This is a genomic window from Bradyrhizobium yuanmingense (assembly GCF_900094575.1).
GTDB classification, from domain to species: domain Bacteria; phylum Pseudomonadota; class Alphaproteobacteria; order Rhizobiales; family Xanthobacteraceae; genus Bradyrhizobium; species Bradyrhizobium yuanmingense.
This window is the reverse complement of sequence record NZ_FMAE01000008.1, coordinates 266885-284260: the sequence shown is the minus strand read 5'-3', so window position 1 is coordinate 284260 and position 17376 is coordinate 266885. Positions and strand designations below refer to the sequence as shown.

21 protein-coding genes are annotated in these 17376 nt (G+C 65.5%); 10 read left to right on the top strand and 11 right to left on the bottom strand.

Annotated features, from left to right (window positions below):
- Positions 1-140 precede the first annotated feature (140 nt).
- The 4 genes from GA0061099_RS28895 to GA0061099_RS28880 all read left to right on the top strand — a co-directional run bounded on the left by GA0061099_RS28895 (position 141) and on the right by GA0061099_RS28880 (position 4657).
- Positions 141-932 carry a DNA-binding transcriptional regulator gene (locus GA0061099_RS28895; RefSeq protein WP_036029106.1) on the top strand — a complete coding sequence of 264 codons (792 nt, stop codon included), beginning with the start codon at positions 141-143 and terminating at the stop codon, positions 930-932.
- 72 nt (positions 933-1004) lie between these two features.
- Positions 1005-2528 (top strand): bifunctional 3-(3-hydroxy-phenyl)propionate/3-hydroxycinnamic acid hydroxylase MhpA, encoded by a 1524-nt coding sequence (gene mhpA / locus GA0061099_RS28890; protein ID WP_036029104.1) that lies wholly within the window; start codon positions 1005-1007, stop codon positions 2526-2528.
- A gap of 23 nt (positions 2529-2551) precedes the next feature.
- Positions 2552-3403, top strand: a complete 852-nt coding sequence (locus GA0061099_RS28885; RefSeq protein ID WP_036029102.1) for a fumarylacetoacetate hydrolase family protein — start codon at positions 2552-2554, stop codon at positions 3401-3403.
- A gap of 42 nt (positions 3404-3445) precedes the next feature.
- Entirely contained in the window at positions 3446-4657 is a 1212-nt protein-coding gene (locus GA0061099_RS28880; protein WP_036029100.1) for an ABC transporter substrate-binding protein, read from the top strand.
- A gap of 64 nt (positions 4658-4721) precedes the next feature.
- Here the strand turns inward: GA0061099_RS28880 and GA0061099_RS28875 are convergent, their stop codons facing one another.
- Entirely contained in the window at positions 4722-5564 is an 843-nt protein-coding gene (locus GA0061099_RS28875) for a hypothetical protein (protein WP_036013504.1), read from the bottom strand.
- Between the two features lie 216 nt (positions 5565-5780).
- On the opposite strand from GA0061099_RS28875, the gene GA0061099_RS28870 reads away from it, so the two are divergent.
- Genes GA0061099_RS28870 through GA0061099_RS28855 form a run of 4 tightly spaced genes read left to right on the top strand, consistent with a single transcriptional unit; the run spans position 5781 to position 10141 of the window.
- A complete protein-coding gene (locus GA0061099_RS28870) occupies positions 5781-6668 on the top strand; it encodes an IclR family transcriptional regulator (protein WP_036029094.1) in 888 nt (295 codons plus the stop codon).
- Position 6669: 1 nt separating this feature from the next.
- Positions 6670-7866 carry a CaiB/BaiF CoA transferase family protein gene (locus GA0061099_RS28865; protein WP_036029089.1) on the top strand — a complete coding sequence of 399 codons (1197 nt, stop codon included), beginning with the start codon at positions 6670-6672 and terminating at the stop codon, positions 7864-7866.
- Between the two features lie 52 nt (positions 7867-7918).
- Positions 7919-8905, top strand: a complete 987-nt coding sequence (locus GA0061099_RS28860; RefSeq protein WP_036029084.1) for a Bug family tripartite tricarboxylate transporter substrate binding protein — start codon at positions 7919-7921, stop codon at positions 8903-8905.
- A 21-nt stretch (positions 8906-8926) separates the two neighbouring features.
- Positions 8927-10141 carry an ABC transporter substrate-binding protein gene (locus GA0061099_RS28855; RefSeq protein WP_036029080.1) on the top strand — a complete coding sequence of 405 codons (1215 nt, stop codon included), beginning with the start codon at positions 8927-8929 and terminating at the stop codon, positions 10139-10141.
- Positions 10142-10158: 17 nt separating this feature from the next.
- On the opposite strand, the gene GA0061099_RS28850 is transcribed toward GA0061099_RS28855, so the two are convergent.
- From GA0061099_RS28850 to GA0061099_RS28835, 4 genes are all read right to left on the bottom strand, one after another.
- Complete coding sequence (locus tag GA0061099_RS28850) at positions 10159-10425, bottom strand: hypothetical protein (RefSeq protein WP_081493004.1); 267 nt, start codon at positions 10423-10425, stop codon at positions 10159-10161.
- 129 nt (positions 10426-10554) lie between these two features.
- Entirely contained in the window at positions 10555-11052 is a 498-nt protein-coding gene (locus GA0061099_RS28845) for a ferritin-like domain-containing protein (protein ID WP_036013491.1), read from the bottom strand.
- Positions 11053-11212: 160 nt separating this feature from the next.
- On the bottom strand, positions 11213-11704 hold the full coding sequence (locus tag GA0061099_RS28840; RefSeq protein WP_036029079.1) for an SRPBCC family protein: 492 nt from the start codon (positions 11702-11704) through the stop codon (positions 11213-11215).
- Positions 11705-11706: 2 nt separating this feature from the next.
- Positions 11707-12093: an ArsR/SmtB family transcription factor gene (locus tag GA0061099_RS28835; protein ID WP_036029077.1), complete on the bottom strand. Its 387-nt coding sequence runs from the start codon at positions 12091-12093 to the stop codon at positions 11707-11709.
- 168 nt (positions 12094-12261) lie between these two features.
- Here GA0061099_RS28835 and GA0061099_RS28830 point away from each other — a divergent pair, with 168 nt between their 5' ends.
- Positions 12262-13428, top strand: a complete 1167-nt coding sequence (locus GA0061099_RS28830; RefSeq protein ID WP_478209842.1) for a serine hydrolase — start codon at positions 12262-12264, stop codon at positions 13426-13428.
- 9 nt (positions 13429-13437) lie between these two features.
- Here GA0061099_RS28830 and GA0061099_RS28825 read toward each other — a convergent pair whose 3' ends face one another.
- The gene (locus GA0061099_RS28825; RefSeq protein ID WP_036029068.1) at positions 13438-14142 is read right to left on the bottom strand and encodes an SDR family oxidoreductase; all 705 of its coding nucleotides are present in this window, start codon (positions 14140-14142) and stop codon (positions 13438-13440) included.
- A gap of 116 nt (positions 14143-14258) precedes the next feature.
- Here GA0061099_RS28825 and GA0061099_RS28820 point away from each other — a divergent pair, with 116 nt between their 5' ends.
- The gene (locus tag GA0061099_RS28820; protein WP_074448165.1) at positions 14259-15101 is read left to right on the top strand and encodes a GNAT family N-acetyltransferase; all 843 of its coding nucleotides are present in this window, start codon (positions 14259-14261) and stop codon (positions 15099-15101) included.
- Between the two features lies 1 nt (position 15102).
- On the opposite strand, the gene GA0061099_RS28815 is transcribed toward GA0061099_RS28820, so the two are convergent.
- The 5 genes from GA0061099_RS28815 to GA0061099_RS28795 all read right to left on the bottom strand — a co-directional run bounded on the left by GA0061099_RS28815 (position 15103) and on the right by GA0061099_RS28795 (position 17357).
- Positions 15103-15552, bottom strand: coding sequence for a hypothetical protein (locus tag GA0061099_RS28815; RefSeq protein WP_036013475.1), 450 nt, complete (start codon positions 15550-15552; stop codon positions 15103-15105).
- 174 nt (positions 15553-15726) lie between these two features.
- Positions 15727-16008, bottom strand: coding sequence for a hypothetical protein (locus GA0061099_RS28810; RefSeq protein WP_036029067.1), 282 nt, complete (start codon positions 16006-16008; stop codon positions 15727-15729).
- A gap of 12 nt (positions 16009-16020) precedes the next feature.
- Positions 16021-16482, bottom strand: a complete 462-nt coding sequence (locus tag GA0061099_RS28805; RefSeq protein ID WP_036029066.1) for a minor curlin subunit — start codon at positions 16480-16482, stop codon at positions 16021-16023.
- A gap of 45 nt (positions 16483-16527) precedes the next feature.
- Positions 16528-16938: a curlin gene (locus tag GA0061099_RS28800; RefSeq protein WP_036029065.1), complete on the bottom strand. Its 411-nt coding sequence runs from the start codon at positions 16936-16938 to the stop codon at positions 16528-16530.
- Between the two features lie 26 nt (positions 16939-16964).
- The gene (locus GA0061099_RS28795; protein WP_036029059.1) at positions 16965-17357 is read right to left on the bottom strand and encodes a curlin; all 393 of its coding nucleotides are present in this window, start codon (positions 17355-17357) and stop codon (positions 16965-16967) included.
- Between the last annotated feature and the right edge of the window lie 19 nt (positions 17358-17376).

Here is a 17376-nt window from a genome sequence, read left to right as displayed (position 1 = left end):
TCCCGGAGGCATCGCGGTCGCCGTACTGCGGCGAGCTTGATACCGGCCGCGCGCGATCCTACGGTGGCGTTCCGCAATCGCCTCGCGTTCGCAGGCGACAATAAGCGCGCCGCGATGTGCCACAAGGGAGGAAATAGGAAGTGTCCAAGGAGCGGACGCGGAACGGCCAGCCTCGGCAGTCTGAGGGCGTCCGTGCCTTCAAGCGCGGGCTCGACGTGCTGCACGAGGTCAACCGCTCCGGCGGCATCCGCGCCGGCGACGTCGCCCGCGCGCTCGACCTGCCCCGACCCACCGTCTACCGCCTCCTCGAAACCCTGGAGGAGCTCGGCTATATCGCCCGCAGCGCCAGCGACGACCGATTTCGGGTCACCCGGCGTGCCCTAAGCCTCGGCGACGGCTACGATCCCGGCGTGGTGATCTGCCAGGCGGCGGCGCCCTATCTCGCCGATCTCAGCAAGAAGCTGGTCTGGCCGGTCGATCTCTCGACTTACGAGAACGCGGCGATGGTGGTGCAGGAGACCACCCACTCTCGCAGCCCGCTCTCGATCGACCGCGGCATGATCGGCAAGCGCCTGCCGATGCTGCGCACGTCTGCGGGCCGCGCCTATCTCGCCGCCTGCCCTGCGCGCGAACGCGATCTCATCATCAATCATCTCCGCCGCATCGATGAGGCCGACGACCGCCCCTTCCTCGACCAGGGCCGGCTCGACCGCATGATCGCCGAGACCGCGGCGCGAGGTTACGCGATCCGAACCGAGGGCGAATACAATCCCAAGACGGCTTCGATTGCCGTTGCCATCGTGCGGGACGGCGCCGTATTCGGCTGCATCTCGATCATCTGGATCCGCTCGGCGCTGGGGATCGAGGAAGCGGTCGCGCAGTTTGCGAGCCAGCTGCTGGAAACGGCGTCGGCCATTCCTGTTGCGGAATAGAGGCCGTCCGCTGGGCGGACACTTGCCGCGCCGGCGTTGATGCGCCGGCCCTGCTTGGGGAAGAGATACCCCATGCAAGATAAATCCACCCCGGAAGAGTTTGACGTCGTGATCGTCGGCCGCGGGCCGGTGGGCGCCACGCTCGCCAACCTGCTCGGCCTGTGCGGCGTGCGGACTCTGGTGCTGGAGCGCGAGGCGCGGACCTATCATCTGCCGCGCGCGGTGCATTTCGACGATGAATGCATGCGCGTGTTCCAGACCATCGGGCTTGCCGAGGCGATCCTGCCGCACGTCATTCTCAGTCCCGGCATGCTGTTTCTTGATGCAGCCGGCCGCATGCTGCTGGACTGGTCCCGTCCGCAAACGCTGACGCCGATGGGCTGGCATCTCAGCTACCGCTTCCACCAGCCGGATCTGGAGGACGCGTTGATCGGTGGCCTCGCCCGCTGGCCACACGTCACCCTGCGTAACCGCTGCGATGTGTTCGCGCTCGATCAGGATGAGGATGGCGTGCGCGTGCGCTACGAAGACCTCTCCAGCGGGAAGCTCATGGAAGTTCGCGGCAGCTATGTGATCGGCTGCGACGGCGCCCGCTCGCTGGTGCGCCGCTTCATCGGTTCTGGCATGGCCGACCTCGGCTTCCACGAGCGGTGGCTGGTGATCGATGTCCTGCTCAAGCGCGAGCGCGACGACCTAGGCGACTACAGCCTTCAGCATTGCGACCCGCGCCGTCCGGCGACCTACGTGCGCGGCACCGGCACGCGGCGGCGCTGGGAGATCACGGTCCTCCCCGACGAGGATTCGCAGGACGTTGCGCAACCCGCGAAGGTCTGGGAGCTGCTGTCGCGCTGGATCACGCCCGCCGATGCCGAGATCGAGCGCGCCGCGGTCTACACGTTCCATTCGGTCATCGCGCAGCAATGGCGGAACGGGCGACTGCTGCTCGCGGGCGATTCTGCGCACCAGACCCCGCCGTTCCTCGGCCAGGGCATGTGCGCCGGCATTCGCGATGCCGCCAACCTCGCCTGGAAGCTGGCGAGCGTGATCCGCGAAGGCGCCGCGCCCGATCTGCTCGACACCTATCAGAGCGAACGGCTGCCGCATGTGCGCGCGTTCATCGAGCTCGCCATTCGCCTCGGCGGTGTCATCAACACCAAGGCGATCGAGGCCGGCCTTGCCGCCGGCGAAGCGCGCGAGAACGCGCCGGTCAAACTGGATGTGAAGAAGCCCCTGCTCGGCCCCGGACTAGAGTTCGGCGACCTGCCGCTCGCCGGACATCTCGCGCCGCAGTTCACGTTGACTGACGCCAGCCGCAGCGATGACCGGACCGGCTACAACCACGTGCTGCTCGTCGAGACAGCGGCGGCGCTCTCATCGCGTCTCATGCTTTCGCAGGCAGGGATCAAGATCCTGACCAGCGACGATGCCAACGATCTTGGGCCCTGGCTGCGCGAGCACGGCATCATCGCCGCACTGGTTCGTCCCGACCGTTACATCCGCGGCTCCGCCCGCAACCAGGCCGAGCTCGACCGCCTCATCGCCGCCATCGCCCCTGCAACCCGAATTCCTTCAGCCCAAGCGCCCTCCGCGGCCTGACCGAACCCTGTCAAGGACATTTCATGAAGCTGCTCTCATTCAGTGTGGACGGACGCCCCTCCTTCGGCGCCGTCAAGGACAACGGCGTCGTCGATCTCGGCGCGCGGATAGCGGCGTGCACCACGCTGCGGGAGCTGCTCGAAGCCGGTCAGCTCGCCGAGGCGGCAAGGCTGGCCGCCTCCGCGGCCCCTGATCATCCGCTCGACAAGATCAACTTCGCGCCCGTGATTCCCGATCCCGGCAAGATCATCTGCGTCGGCCTCAACTATCGCGACCACGTCGCCGAGACCGGCCGCACCGTCACCGAAAAGCCGGCGCTGTTTGCGCGCTTTGCCTGTAGCCAGGTCGGCCATCTCCAGCCCATCGTCAAACCTGGGGTGAGCGACGACTTCGACTATGAAGGCGAGCTCGCGCTCGTCATCGGCACGGCGGGCCGTCACATTCCCCCCGGCCGCGCGCTCGACCACGTCGCCGGCTATTCCTGCTACAACGAGGGCAGCATCCGCGACTGGCAGCGCCACACCAGCCAATTCCTCGCCGGCAAGACCTTTGCCGAGAGCGGCAGTTTCGGTCCGTGGCTGGTGACGACCGACGAGATTCCGGATCCGTCAAAGCTCACCTTGCAGACAAGGCTGAACGGCAATGTCGTGCAGGACACCACGACGGATCTCCTGATCACCGCCATCCCCGAGCTGATCGCCTACATCTCCACCATCTGCCCGCTCGTGCCCGGCGACGTCATCGTCACGGGCACGCCGGGCGGTGTCGGCGCCAAGCGCACGCCGCCGCTGTGGATGCGCCCCGGCGACACCGTCGAGGTCGAGATTTCCGGCATCGGCACCTTGCGCAACTCGGCGATCGCCGAACAGGCCTGACCGTCAACACCGATCAATCAACGATAACATCAAGGAAACGCCATGGGCACGACCCGCACCAACTCCGTCGCCACCCTCCTGATCGCACTTGCGCTCGCGCCCCTCCCCGCGCGGGCCGAGATCAAGGGCGAGGCCATCCGCATCGGCGTCCTCACGGACATGAACGGCGTGTTTGCAACCGCCATGGGTCCGGGCTCAGTCGAAGCGGCGCGAATGGCCGCCGAGGAGTTCGGCGGCAAGATCAACGGCAAGCCGATCGAGATCTTGCAGGCCGATCACCAGAACAAGCCGGATCTCGCCGCATCGCTGGCGCGAAAATGGTTCAGCGACGGGGTCCAGGCCGTCGCCGATGGCGGCAGCTCCGGCGCAGCGCTGGCGGTGCAGGAGCTGGTGCGCGGCAACGGCAAGATATTCCTCATCTCCGGCGCCGGCGCGAACCAGCTGACCGATGAAGCGTGCGCGCCAACCAGCGTGCAATGGACCCAGGACGCCTATTCCACCGCGACCGCCGTGGTCTCCGGCATCATGCAGACCAGCAAGGAGCCCTGGTTCTTCATCACCGGCGACTACGCCTTCGGCCATTCGATCGAGGTGACCGCACGCGAGCGCATCGCCGCACTCGGCGGCAAGGTCGCCGGCAGCGTCAAGGCGCAGCTCGGCACGCCCGATTACAGCTCATTCCTGCTCCAGGCGCAGTCGTCGGGCGCCAAGATCCTGGCCATCAACGTTGCCGGCGACAACGCGACCGCGATCAAGCAGGCCGAGGAGTTCGGCCTCGCCAGCCAAGGCATGAAGATCGTGCCGATGTCGTTCCAGAACGTCGACATCGAGGCGGTTGGGCTCAAAGCGACGCGCGGTGATCTCATCGTCACCTCCTTCTTCGAGGATGTCTCGCCGGCAGCCCGGAAATTCTCCGATGCCTTCTATGCTCGCCGCAAGGCGATGCCCTCGCAGATTCAGGCCGGCGTCTATTCCGCCGTGCGCCACTATCTGCAGGCCGTGAAGGACACCGGTTCCGATGAGGGCGCCGTCGTGATGGCCAAAATGAAGGCGACGCCGGTGTCGGACGCCTACACCCCCAACGGCCGCATCCGCGAGGACCAACGCATGGTGCACGATCTCTATCTGGTGCAGGTCAAGACACCGGAGGAATCCAAGGGTCCGTGGGACTTCGTCAAGCTGGTCGCGACGATCCCGCCCGACCAGGCCTTCCGCCCGCTCGATCGCAGCAAATGCAGCCTGGTCGGCAAATAAAGCCCTCTGAAGCGAAGTGGATACCGCTTCGCTTCAGAGAACGCGTCAAGTTGGAATCTGACCGTCAGGCGAGATAGCGCGTCAGATAGCCTTCCATCGCGTAGAGCGCGCAGAGCGCGAGGCTCGACCACACCGCGGCGCTGAAATACAGGAACATCCAGGTCAGCTCGCCCTTCCAGTGCGCGATGTCGTGGGTCACCACCCAGCGCGTCGAGACGTCATGCAGCCCTTCGAGGAAGCCGAGGAATGTGTTGCCCTCTTCATGCCCTGCCCGCCAGCGGCTGAGATACATCGGCACGTCGACTGTGATGAGGAAGGCGAGGAAGCAGGCGATGCCGACGATGCCTGACATCAGCGCCCAGCGCACCACGCCCTGGAATTCCGGCATCAGGCGGCACAGCGCGATGCCGGCCAGGAAGAAGGTCACAGCCCACAGCGAATTCTCGATCGCGTTGTAGAGGAAGTTGGTCGTCACCACCGCGTACCAGGAGAAGCATTCCGCGATGATGATGATCGGCACGATCACGAGCGCGATGTTCACCGCGGTCTCCGCGCCCGTCATCTTGCCGAGCTGATGCAGGATGATGGCCCATTGCGCGGCGAAGCAGAGCTCGGCCACCGTCGCCACCGTCCGGCCGACGGCGACGCTGGAGAGCCAGGTGTCGAACAGGCAGATGCGCTGCACGTCGGCGCGCGGCAGCACCGAACGGAAGGCGCAGCCGAACACATATCCGGCGCACAGCAGGAACATCAGCCCGATGTCCGAGCCGCCACCGAGGCTGGCCGAAGGCGTCGGATAGAACTCACGATAGAGCATGAACCAGACGAGGATATTGGCGCTGCTCACAAGCGTGAGGGATCCCCACCACCACGCCAGGGGATTTGACCGCGCCTGCCACTGCAACATAAACCGCTCCGCAAAAATTATCGATCTGACACGTCGTCGTAATAATCCTGTCACAGAACGACAGGCAATCACGACAAAAATCTGTGTGCCTGGTCGTTCCAGCGGTGCTCGGAAGGCGCAAGAAGCGCTGCGAGCCGAGTGTCCACATATCGGACAATTTTCTCGTGGATGGCGAATCTATTGGACATTCGAAATCCGTCCGTCTGATATTCCGGGATGGCTCCGACTGACTCACCCAAGCCGCAGCGCCCGCTCTCCTCTGCCGCAGCCGTGCTGGCCGAGAGCGCCGATGACGCCGCTTTCGCCACCACTCTGGCCAAGGGGCTCGTCGTGCTCGAGGCGTTCAAGGCCGGGAGCACGCTGCTGGGCAACATGGAGCTGTCGACGCTGACCGGCATCCCGCGCCCGACGGTGGCGAGGCTGACCCATACCTTGGCCGAGCTCGGCTATCTCCGCTACGACGCCGAGCGGTCGAAGTACCGCGTCGGTGCACGGGCGCTGCGGATGGCGCATCCCCTGCTCGCTGGAATGCAATTCCGCCAGGTTGCGCGGCCGATGATGCAGGAGCTGGCGCACAGCGTCCGCGGCACGGTGTCGATCGGCCTGCTCGATGCGACGTCGATGATCTATGTCGAGACCGCGCGCTCCGGCGATGTCGGCCCGCACGTGCCCGACATCGGCATGCCCATTCCCGTCGTGATGACCGCCATGGGCCGCGCCGCGGCGGCGACCTTGCCGCCGGCCGATGCAGACCGGCTGGAACGCAATCTCGCCGCCGAGGATGCCGGATTGTGGTCGGCGCTCCGCGACAAATACCGCGCCGGCATCGCGCAATGCAAAAGCCGCGGCTTCTGCACCTGCTGGGGCGAGTACATGGCCTCGATCCATGCCGTCGCCGCGCCGCTGTTTCATATCGGCGAAGCGAAACAATCATTCTCGATCAATTGCGGCATCCCCGCCTTCCGGCTGCAGCCCGGGCAGCTCGAGGGCGAAATCGGTCCGCGCATCGCGGCGCTCGCCGATAGCATCCGGGCCATGGTCGGGCAGGCCGAGCTCAAGCCGCCGCCGCGCAAAACCAAGAAAATCACAAGCGCCGGAACATGATATGGCTGGACCGCTCGAAGGATTGAAGGTTCTCGACATCGCGACGATCATCGCCGCGCCGTTCGCCGCCACGCTGCTGGCCGACTACGGCGCGGACGTGCTGAAGATCGAGATGCCCGGGCACGGCGACGGCGTGCGGTCGTTTCCGCCGTTCAAGAACGGCAAGCCGCTGTGGTGGAAGGCCGCCAACCGCAACAAGAAGTTTGCCACGCTCGATCTGCGCACGCCGGAAGGGCTTGCGCTGTTCAAGCAGCTGCTTCCACGCTTCGACGTGCTGATCGAGAATTTTCGTCCGGGAACGCTGGATCGCTGGGGGCTTCCCAAGGAGGTGCTGTGGTCGATCCAGCCGCGTCTCGTGATTCTGCGCGCCACCGCCTTCGGGCAGGATGGTCCCTATCGGGAGCGCCCCGGCTTCGCCCGCATCTTCGAGGCCATGGGCGGACTGACTTACATCACCGGCGAGAGCGGCGGCGAACCGACCCATCCCGGATACCCGATCGGGGATTCGATCGGCGGCCTGTTCGGCGCCGTCGGCGTGCTGGCAGCGCTGTGGAAGCGGGCGCGCGACCCGGATGCGCCGGGCGAGGAGATCGATCTCGCGCTGACCGAAGCCACCTTCCGCCTGCTCGACGTCCTCGCCATCGAGCACGACCAGCTCGGCACCGTTCGCAGCCGCATCGGCAACGCCAATGGTTATTCAGCACCGGCCGCGGTGTTTCGCACCCGCGACGGTCACTGGGTCACGCTCGCAGGTTCGACCAACGCGCTCTTTGCAGCGAACTGCCGGGCGATCGGCCGCCCCGATCTGATCGCGGATCCGCGCTTTGCCGGCAATGAGCAGCGCGTCAAGCACGCCGTCGAACTCAACGACATCTTCGCGGCCTGGTGCGCCGCGCATCCCCTCGACGAGGTCCTCGCGAGATTCAATGCCGCGCAGGGAACGCTCGCCCCGATCTATTCGATCGACCAGATCGCCGACGACCCGCAGGTGAAGGCGCGCGAGGTGATCACGCGCGTTGCCGACCGGGATTTCGGCACGGTCGCCATGACCAATGTCGTGCCGCGTTTCACCGTCGATCCCGCGCGCCTGCGCCATGCCGCGGGCGACGTCGGCCAGGACAATGACGAGGTCTACCGGGATTGGCTCGGGCTCTCGGACGCCAGGATCGAGCAGCTCACCCAACGAAAGGTGATCTGAGGTCGTAAGAGCGGCAGATAAAAGAGAAACAAATACAGGGAGGAAGACAACAGTGGCATCGTTCAAGGTGACGCGGCGAGCTCTGCTGGGCACGATCGCGGGCGGGCTCGCGGCCGGCTCAGGCATGAGGGCACATGCCGAGGACGCCTGGCCCTCGCGCATGGTCCGTCTGATCTCGCCTTACGGGCCCGGCGGGTCCAACGACATCTCGCTGCGTCTGCTCGCCGAAGAGTTCGGCCGCAGCCTGCGTCAGCAGTTTATTGTCGAGAACAAGCCGGGCGCCGGCACGCGCATCGCCAACGACATGGTCGCCCATGCGCCGGGCGACGGCTACACCATCCTCTATGTCGCGGCGCCCTACGCCACCGCCGAGGCGCTGTTCGGCAAGCTGACCTATGAGCGCAAGGATCTGGCGCCGGTGGCGATGGTGGTGATCGCGCCGCTGTTCCTCATCATCAGCGCCGACGCGCCGTTCAAGACGCTTCCCGACCTGATCGCCTACGGCAAATCCAAGCCCGACGGCCTCACCTTCGCCTCCCCAGGCGCCGGCTCGCAGCCGCATCTTGCCGGAGAGCTCCTGTTCCGCGACGCCGGCGTCAAGGGTTTGAACATCCCGTTCCGGGGCGATGCGGCCTCCTACACCGAGCTGCTCGCCGGACGCGTCGACGCCACACTGACCGCGCTGCCGACGGCCTTGCCCTACATCCAGAGCGGCAAGTTCACCGTGCTCGGCGTCGCCTCGGCCGAGCGCAGCGCGCTGTATCCGCAGGCCCCGACGCTGCGCGAGCAGGGCTTTCCCAATGTGGCTGCGGCCGGCTGGTACGGCTTCATGGTGCCGTCCACGACGCCGCGCGCCATCGTGGACAAATTCGAGGCTGAGGTTCTGCGGGCGCTCGCCGAGCCTGCGATCAAGGACAAGCTGACCGCGCAGGGCCTCGAAGTGCGCCCAGGCACCGCCGCCGAGTTCAGCAAGTTCATCGACGCCGAAACGCAGAAATGGACCAAGCTGATCCGCGACGCCGGCCTCAAGGGCGAATGAGGATTGCTGGAGGAAACCGACATGAAAAACGTCGTCACCAAATTCATCGCAGCCTCCGCCCTTCTCCTCTCGGTCGCGGCAGCGCAGGCACAAAAGAAATACGATCCCGGCGCGTCCGACACCGCGATCAAGGTGGGCCAGACCGTGCCGCTCAGCGGCCCGGCCTCGGCCTACGCGGTGATCGGCAAGACCCAGGCCGCCTATCTGAGGATGATCAACGACCAGGGCGGCGTGAACGGCCGCAAGGTCGAGCTGATCCAGTATGACGATGCCTATTCGCCGCCGAAGACGGTGGAGCAGGTCCGCAAGCTCGTCGAAAGCGACGAAGTGCTTTTGACCTTCCAGATCATCGGCACCGCCCCGAACGTCGCCGTGCAGAAATATCTCAACGCCAAGAAGATCCCGCAGCTCTTCGCCGCCACCGGCGCCGCACGCTTCACCGATCCAAAGAACTTCCCCTGGACCATGGGCTTCAACCCCTCTTACCTCGTCGAGGGCCGGATCTATGCGCAATACCTCCTGAAGAACCATCCGAACGCCAAAATCGGCGTGCTCTACCAGAACGACGATCTCGGCAAGGATTATCTCGCCGGCCTCAAGGCGGGCCTCGGCGACAAGGCGAGCATGGTCGTCGCCGAGACCTCCTACGAGATCAACGAGCCGACGATCGACTCGCAGATCCTGCGGTTGAAGGATGCGGGCGCCGACGTGCTGTTCAGCGCGACCACGCCGAAGCAGGCCGCGCAGGCCATCAAGAAGGTCGCCGAGATCGGCTGGAAGGCGCTGCACATCATCGACATCAACGCCTCCTCGCTCAGCGCCGTGCTCAAGCCCGCCGGGCTCGACAATTCCAAGGGCATCATCAGCGTCGGATACGTTAAGGATGCCGCGGATCCCGAATGGAAGGACGACCCGGGCATGAAGCGCTACCTCGCCTTCATGGCCAAGTACTATCCCGAGGGCGACAAGGATTCGAACCTGAACGTCTACGGCTACATCACCGCGCAGCTCCTGGTGCAAGTGCTGAAGCAATGCGGCGACGATCTGACCCGCGAGAACGTGATGCGACAGGCGGCCAACCTCAAGAACGTCGAGCTCGACCTGACGCTCCCGGGGATCTCGGTCACGACCACGCCGACGGACTATCGCGTCAACAAGCAGTTCCAGATGGTGCAGTTCGACGGCCAGCGCTGGCAGAAGCTCGGCGACATCGTCACGGACGAAGCCAGGGAGTGAACCCGCTTCGCCGGCGCTCAACGCCTTTCGGCGTAACGGCCGCCGCCACGGATGAGATCGTCGCGTTCCGCGGCATGGCGCTGGTATTCGGAGATCGCGCGGTTGGCCATGCGGATCCGATTCGTGTGGCCCTCCTCGACCATCACGGTGATGCGCTGCGCCAGGAACACGCAGGCGTCGAATTCGTCGCTGATGGCGCCCGTTCGCGTAAGAAAGTCCCAGGCGATCTCGTAGGCCTGCTCCGCCGCGGGATTGCGGTAATCGCTGAAGATGATGTGCGTCATCACTGCCAAAGCCTGATCGCAGCGATCGTTCCTAGGCTCACGCGCAGATGGCAGGGAACCCGGCGGCGCGAAAAAACCACCGGCCGCGGGGCGCGCCGGTGGTTCGCTGTCAGCGAGGAACGCGAAGAACTACGCGGCCTGGCGCTGATGCGTGAGGTACTCCATGGTGACCTTCTCGACATTGGAATCGATCCAGGCCGCCATGCGCTGCTCCTCCTTCAGAGACGTCTCGAGCGGCTCCTTCGCCTCCGGCATGCCGGCCGCGCCGCACAGCGCGAGCAGCGACTTGTAGGCGGCGATCTCGAAATTCTCGAAGGCGTTGTTCGCGAAAGTGTTCTTCAGAATCTCGTCGCCGGCAACCGAATGCGCCATGGCCATCATGTTGGCCATCACTGACTGCGCCGTATCCTTCAGGCTCGACGTGCTCTCACCACAGGCTTCCAAGCATTTCTCGAGGCGCCGCAGTTGCTCATTCGTCTCCTGAAGGTGCGCCGTGATCTTCGCCTTGACCTCGGGATATTCGTCCAGCCGCTCCGACTGGCGCTCCATCAACTCTCGCGCCTGCACTTCCATCGCATGCGCATTGCGTAGTCCCACCACGAACGTATCGCGGGCTGCATTGGCCATTTTCCTGTTCTCCGTTTGACTGGCGTCGTTCGCGCAACCGGGAAGCACAGGCGATTGTTCCTAATACAGCCGCGCTGATTGCCGCGGAGAGATGACCGTCTCATCGCCTGTTCCGGCCGAAGGATCCGGCACCAACCTGCGATAGAACGATCACCTCGTATCACCGCTTCATGCCCGCCACATAGGCCGCGAGCTTGTCGAGCGTCTGGTAGCCGTATTCGACGGCGCCGAAGCCGATCATGCCATCGCGCTGCTCGGTGCTCGAGGCCAGCTGCCGCATCATCAGCACGGTCTTGCCGTTGCTCTGCTCGGCAAAGGTGACGGTGAAGCGGAACATGCGGGGATCGTCATCGTGGTCGGTACCGTGATCCATCTCCATCAGCGAGGGCCGCTCGATGCGGCGGAAGCGCATCCGGTTCGGATAGACCGTGCCGTCGGGCCCGATCATGTTGAAGCGCCAGACGCCGCCGACGCGCACGTCGATCTCGAAGGTCTCGACCTTGAAGCCCTTCGGGCCGAACCATTGCGGCAGATGCTTCGGGTCGGACCATGCCTCGAACACCAGATCGCGCGGCGCGTCGATCACGCGCGACATCACGATCTCGCGGTCGAGCGACCATTGCGACAGAGGGGGGTTGGCAGAACTCGTCATTGTCAGGAACCTTTCCGTTCGGTTGTTCGGGACGGCCGCTTGGCGGCCGCCCTTTCCTTCTCTTTCTTGAGCTTCATCACATAGGCCTCGAACCGGTCGAGCCGCGCTTCCCAGACCGCGCGCTGCTGCTGGAACCAATCCTCGGCGCCGACCAGCGCATCCGCGCTGAGACGGCAGGTGCGCACGCGTCCCGATTTCTCGGACTGAACGAGCCCGCTCGTCTCCAGCACATGGATGTGCTTCATGAAGCTCGGCAGCGCCATGTCGAAGGGACCGGCGAGCTCGCCGACCGACGCCTCGCCCGCGCACAGCCGCATCACGATCGCCCGCCGCGTCGGATCGGCGAGCGCGGCGAAGATCTGGTCGAGGTTGGATAATTGGTTAGCCATGAAGCTAACTATAAACGCAGGATCGCGGACGTCAACAATTGTTAGCCGAACGGCTCAGTTTTGTGATCTGGATTGGCGGGAACCCACAACGCGCAATCGTGAGTTGGGACCTGGCGCCCTCCTCACTAAAACCATCCCGGGGCGCATCAGCATGATCGATCAGAGCACGTGGCGCCCGTTGTCATCTCATCCCCGATCACCCGGCGAGTCTTCGCCCAGGCCGCGTCCATTGCGATGGCGATGGCGCTTTGCCAGCGCCGCGCCTCGGCCGATTCCGACATGATTGCGCAAATGCGCGACATCGTCGCCGGCGCGCTGGCGCCGACCGCGACGGCGGACCATGCGGGCGGCCTCGCCGCAGCGCTCTATGCCGGCCGCCATGTCGAGTTCTTCAGCTACGGGTTCGCCGACGATGCGACCGGACGGAAGGTGACGCCCGACACGCTGTTCAACCTCGCCTCGTTGCGAAAGCCGTTCGAGGCCACGCTCGTGGCGCTCGGCGTGCTGCGCGGCGAGCTGCGGCTCGACGATCGTCTGCCGAAATACCTGCCCGAGCTGAGCGGCAACTACATCCGCAACGTCACTGTGGGCCAGTTGGCGACGCACACGTCGGGCCTGCTGCTGCCGACCGACCATCCGCCCTGGCCGAACGAAGAGTTTACGCGCGAGCAGTTCATCGCCCTGCTGAACGCCTTCACGCCGACACCCGGCATCGCACCTGGCCGGCAACGCGTCTACACCCATGCCGGCTATGTGCTGCTTCAGCTCGTGCTCGAGCGTTGCTACGGCAAGCCGATCCATGCGCTGATCCAGCACCGCATTCTCCGCCCCCTCGCCATGGGCTCCACCTTCCTCCCCGAGCGCGGTCCGGACCATCGCGCCGTCATGGACGCGGCGGCGATGCAGCGCGTGGTCCAGGGCTATTCCGACCAGGGCATGGCGATCGGGCCGATCGGCAACCAGCAGAGCTACTTCGATTTTCCCGGCACGGGCCAGATGTTCGCCTCCGCCCGCGACCTTGCCGCCTTCGCGGCCGCCTGCGTCGACGGCCGCGCGATCGACCCGCATTTGCGCGAGGCGTTGCGGCTGACGCAGCGCGAGGCCTTCCGCGTCGACGAAAGATTCGGACAGGGCCTGGCCTGGGAGACCGTGCGCGTTCCAGGCGTCACCATCGTCGACAAGCCCGGCGGACTCAACAACGCCTCCGGCTATATCGGCCTGGTGCCGGCGCGGCGGATCGGCATCGTCCTGCTGGCCAATCGCGGCGAGTATCCGCACGAGATCGCCCGCTACAAGATCCTGCCGGAGCTGGCGCGGCTCATCGCCTCACATTGAGGCCGCCGCTCAGACCGAGCGCATCAGCCCGCCGTCGACGCGGATGTTCTGGCCGGTGATGTAGGCGGCGCCGTCGGAGGCCAGGAACGAGATTGTCGCCGCGACCTCTTCGACCTTGCCGTAGCGCTTCATCGGCACGCTGTCGCGCCGCGCGTCCTGTTGCGGCAGGCTGTCGATCCAGCCCGGCAGCACGTTGTTCATGCGGACATTGTCGGCCGCGTAAGCGTCGGTGAAGATCTTGGTGAAGGCGGCGAGCCCTGCGCGGAACACCGCCGAGGTCGGGAACATCGCGCTGGGCTCGAACGCCCAGGCGGTCGAGATGTTGATGATGGCGCCGCCCTTCTGCGCCTGCATCAGCGGCGTCACCAGTCGGGTCGGACGGATCACGTTCAAGAGATAAGTGTCGAGGCCGGTGTGCCACTGCTCGTCGGTGATCTCGGCGATGGGGGCACGCGGCCCGTGCCCCGCGCTGTTGACGAGAACGTCGATCCGTCCCCACTTCGCCATCGCAGCCTCGACGAGGCGCTTCAGGTCGTCGTTCGACTGGTTCGAGCCGGTAACGCCGAGCCCGCCGAGCTCGGCCGCCAGCGCCTCGCCCTTGCCCGAGGACGACAGGATCGCGACGCCAAACCCGTCCGCCGCCAGCCGCCGCGCAGCCCCCGCCCCCATGCCGCTGCCGCCGGCGGTGACGAGCGCAACCTTCTCTACTGCCATGATCCGATGATCCCTTTAGTTGAGGCGAGCCGCAGGCTCGGCCTATCATGAGGCCTTCTACAGCCAGACCCGTCGGCAGGTCCATGGCCGAAGACATCCATCATGAGGCGCTTGAAATGAGTGATCTGCAGATCCGCAATTTGCGCCCCGACGAAATCGCCCTCGCCGTCGACTGGGCCGCTGCAGAGGGCTGGAATCCGGGGCTGGCGGATGCGGCCTGCTTCGCGATCCCCGATGCCCGAGGCTTCTTCCTCGGCGAGATCGACGGCGAGCCGGTCGCGACCGTCTCCTGCGTCAATCACGACGACCGCTTCGCCTTCCTTGGCTTCTACATCGTGCGCGAGCGCTTTCGCGGCGCGGGCCATGGCCTGCGCATCTGGAATGCCGCGATCGCGCATGCAGGCGCGCGCGTGATCGGCCTCGACGGCGTGGTGGCGCAGCAGGAGAATTACAAGAAGTCGGGTTTCCAGCTCGCTTACGCCAATATCCGCTATGGCGGCACCGTTGCGGGATCCGTCAAGCCGTCTGCCGATGTCGTTGCGCTCGACAAGGTCCCGTTTGCGCTGGTGGACGCCGATGACGCCAGCGTATTCCCCGCCGCGCGCAGCGCCTTCCTGCGCGCCTGGATCAACACGCGAGGTCATGTCGGCCGCGCGCTGCTGCGCGAGGGCAGGCTCGCTGCATGGGGTGTGATCCGGACCTGCCGGACGGGCTACAAGATCGGCCCGCTCGTCGCCGACGATCGCGCCGCCGCGGATCAAGTCGTGCAGGCGCTGCTCGGAAGCGCGGGCGCCGGCGAGGTCTTCCTCGACGTCCCCGCCGTCAATCCCGTCGCGATCGCGCTCGCCGAGGCGCTCGGCCTCGAGCCGGTGTTCGAGACGGCGCGGATGTATACGGGGCCGATCGCGCCGCTGCGCATCGACCGCGTCTTCGGCGTCACCAGCTTCGAACTCGGCTAGCTCAATAGCAGCGCATGATGTTGACGGTGTGCTCGCTGCCGCCACGGCCGGGCACCGTCACCTGCTCCGTCGGGCAGCTCGGCACGTAGGGCCGATTGGACGGCACGACGTTCGGCGGATAGCGATGCGTCCAGTCCCAGGGCACATCATAGGTGTAGGTGTAGCGCACATCGGCGGAGAGCGATTGGTTCACATCGGCGAAGGGCTGGCTGTAGCCGGCGCCGTCGTAGAAGTAGCTGCCGCCGCCCGGCCAATAGACCCAGGGAGCGCTGCGGCGATGGAACCTGGCGCCCGGCCCGATCGGCGGACGTGCCGCAGCCGGCGGGGCAGCAACTGCGGCGACGCCGGACGCTGTGGCGCCAGCAGCTCTGGCAGGACTGTCACTGGAGCTAAGCAGCAGCGCAGCTGCGCTGAGTGAGGCGAACAACGCCCCATATGATCTGGCAATCATGATACGCACCACACTCGTTTGGCTTCGCGATAGCGGCTCCCCGAAAGGAGGCTAGGCCGGGCTGTCGCCCACCCGCAAACGTATAATTAATTATTGGTTAAGGCACGCGAATAACCGGGAACAAGGTGCGGCAGAACGCCCGGAATTCCTCTCTCATTTCAATGGCTTCGTGCGTCAGTGGCCCTGCAGCTTGCGCAGCCAGTCGAGCATGTCCTGCGGGCTTGCGCTGCCCTGTGTCACGATCGCGGTGTTGCCGCCGCTGCGGCGGGTGACCGTCGTACGCCCGGGCTCCTTGTCGATCGTGACCTCGGCCTCCGCCGGATCACCGCTCTGCGTGATCACCGACGTGCCGTTCTCGTCCTGGACCACGGTGGTGTGACCGTCGCCGGCGCCGGCCGGCGCCATTGCAACCACGCTCATGAATCCCAGTCCGGATGCGAGCAGAAGCAGCTTCATGTTACACCTCCATCATCGGCCGAACTGGAAGATCGCCAGCCAGTTGAAACGCCCGAACTGCCTCACCGCTCCCGTGTTCATGTCGCCGATCTGGAGCAGGAGCGCGTTGGTGGAATTGCCGATCTGGGTGATCTCGGCGGTGTTGCTCACCCCGGATTGACCGATCGCCGCATTGGTGGTGCCGCCGACCTGGATCACATTGGCATAGTTGTGCGTGCCGTTCTGGATGATGGTCGCGTCCACCGTGCCGGTCCCGCCGATCTGGATCACCCGCGCGATGTTGATGCGGCTGTTCTCCTCGATCGTGACAGGCTGAACATTGTCGCCGAACTGCACGACCGTTTGGATGCTTACGTTCCGGTTGGTCACGCTGCGCTGGACGGTCCCCGCGCTTGCCGGCGTCGCCGCACCGACGGCGGCGAGCATCGCCGCCAGGGCCAAAGCCCGCCTCAGCACCTGTCTGCCACCTCGCATCGCGCTTCCCCGTTCGTTGTCGACACTGGCGAGATCGCTCGCGCGTCAGGGACCGGTCTGGACGATGGTCGAGGCGTTGACGGTGCCGAACTGCGCCACCGTGCCCGCATTCATCGCGCCGAGCTGCGATATCAGGCTGGTCGCCGACTGGCCGGCCTGGCCGACATAGGCGAAGTTGTTGACGCCGGCCTGCCCGATCGATGCGGAATTCGTTCCGCCGAACTGCAGCACGCCGGTGGCGTTGTTGGTGCCGTTCTGGGTGACCGTCGCGCTGGTCGTGCCCCCGATCATGAACACGCCCGCCATGTTGAGCTGGCTGTTCTGGTTCAGCACCACGGGCGGCCCGCCGACCGACACGATGGTCTTGATGTCGGCCGTCTGCGCTTGCGCCGAAAGGGCGCCGGCCAGGTATAGAGCGAGCGTTGCGGCACATGCGCCGCCGAGATGACGTTTCATGACATGCCTCACCACTTCGGATCTGCTCACGGAACCTGCTGGAGGACAGTCGATCCGTTCAGGATCCCGAGCTGTCCGACGCCGGCGGTGTTGTTCGCGCCGATCTGGCCGATCAGGCTCGAATTGGAGCCGCCAACCTGGCCGGTCAGCGCGGTATTGGTTGCGGTCGCAGTGGTGCCGCCCTGCCCGATCACGGAGGTGTTGACGGTGAGCAGCGAGCCCGTCTGCAAGGTCGTCGCGGCATTGGTGGCGCCGAACTGCATCGTGGTGGCGCTGTTGCTGGTGCCGCCGCTCTGCGAAATGAACGAAGAGTTGGTCGTGCCGAATTGCAGCACGCTGGCCGAGTTGCCGGCCCGGGCATCGGCTGCCGTCAGTGCACCGAATGCTGCGAGAGTTGCAATGAAATAGGTGATCCGCATGTCCTGTCCTCCGCGAGAA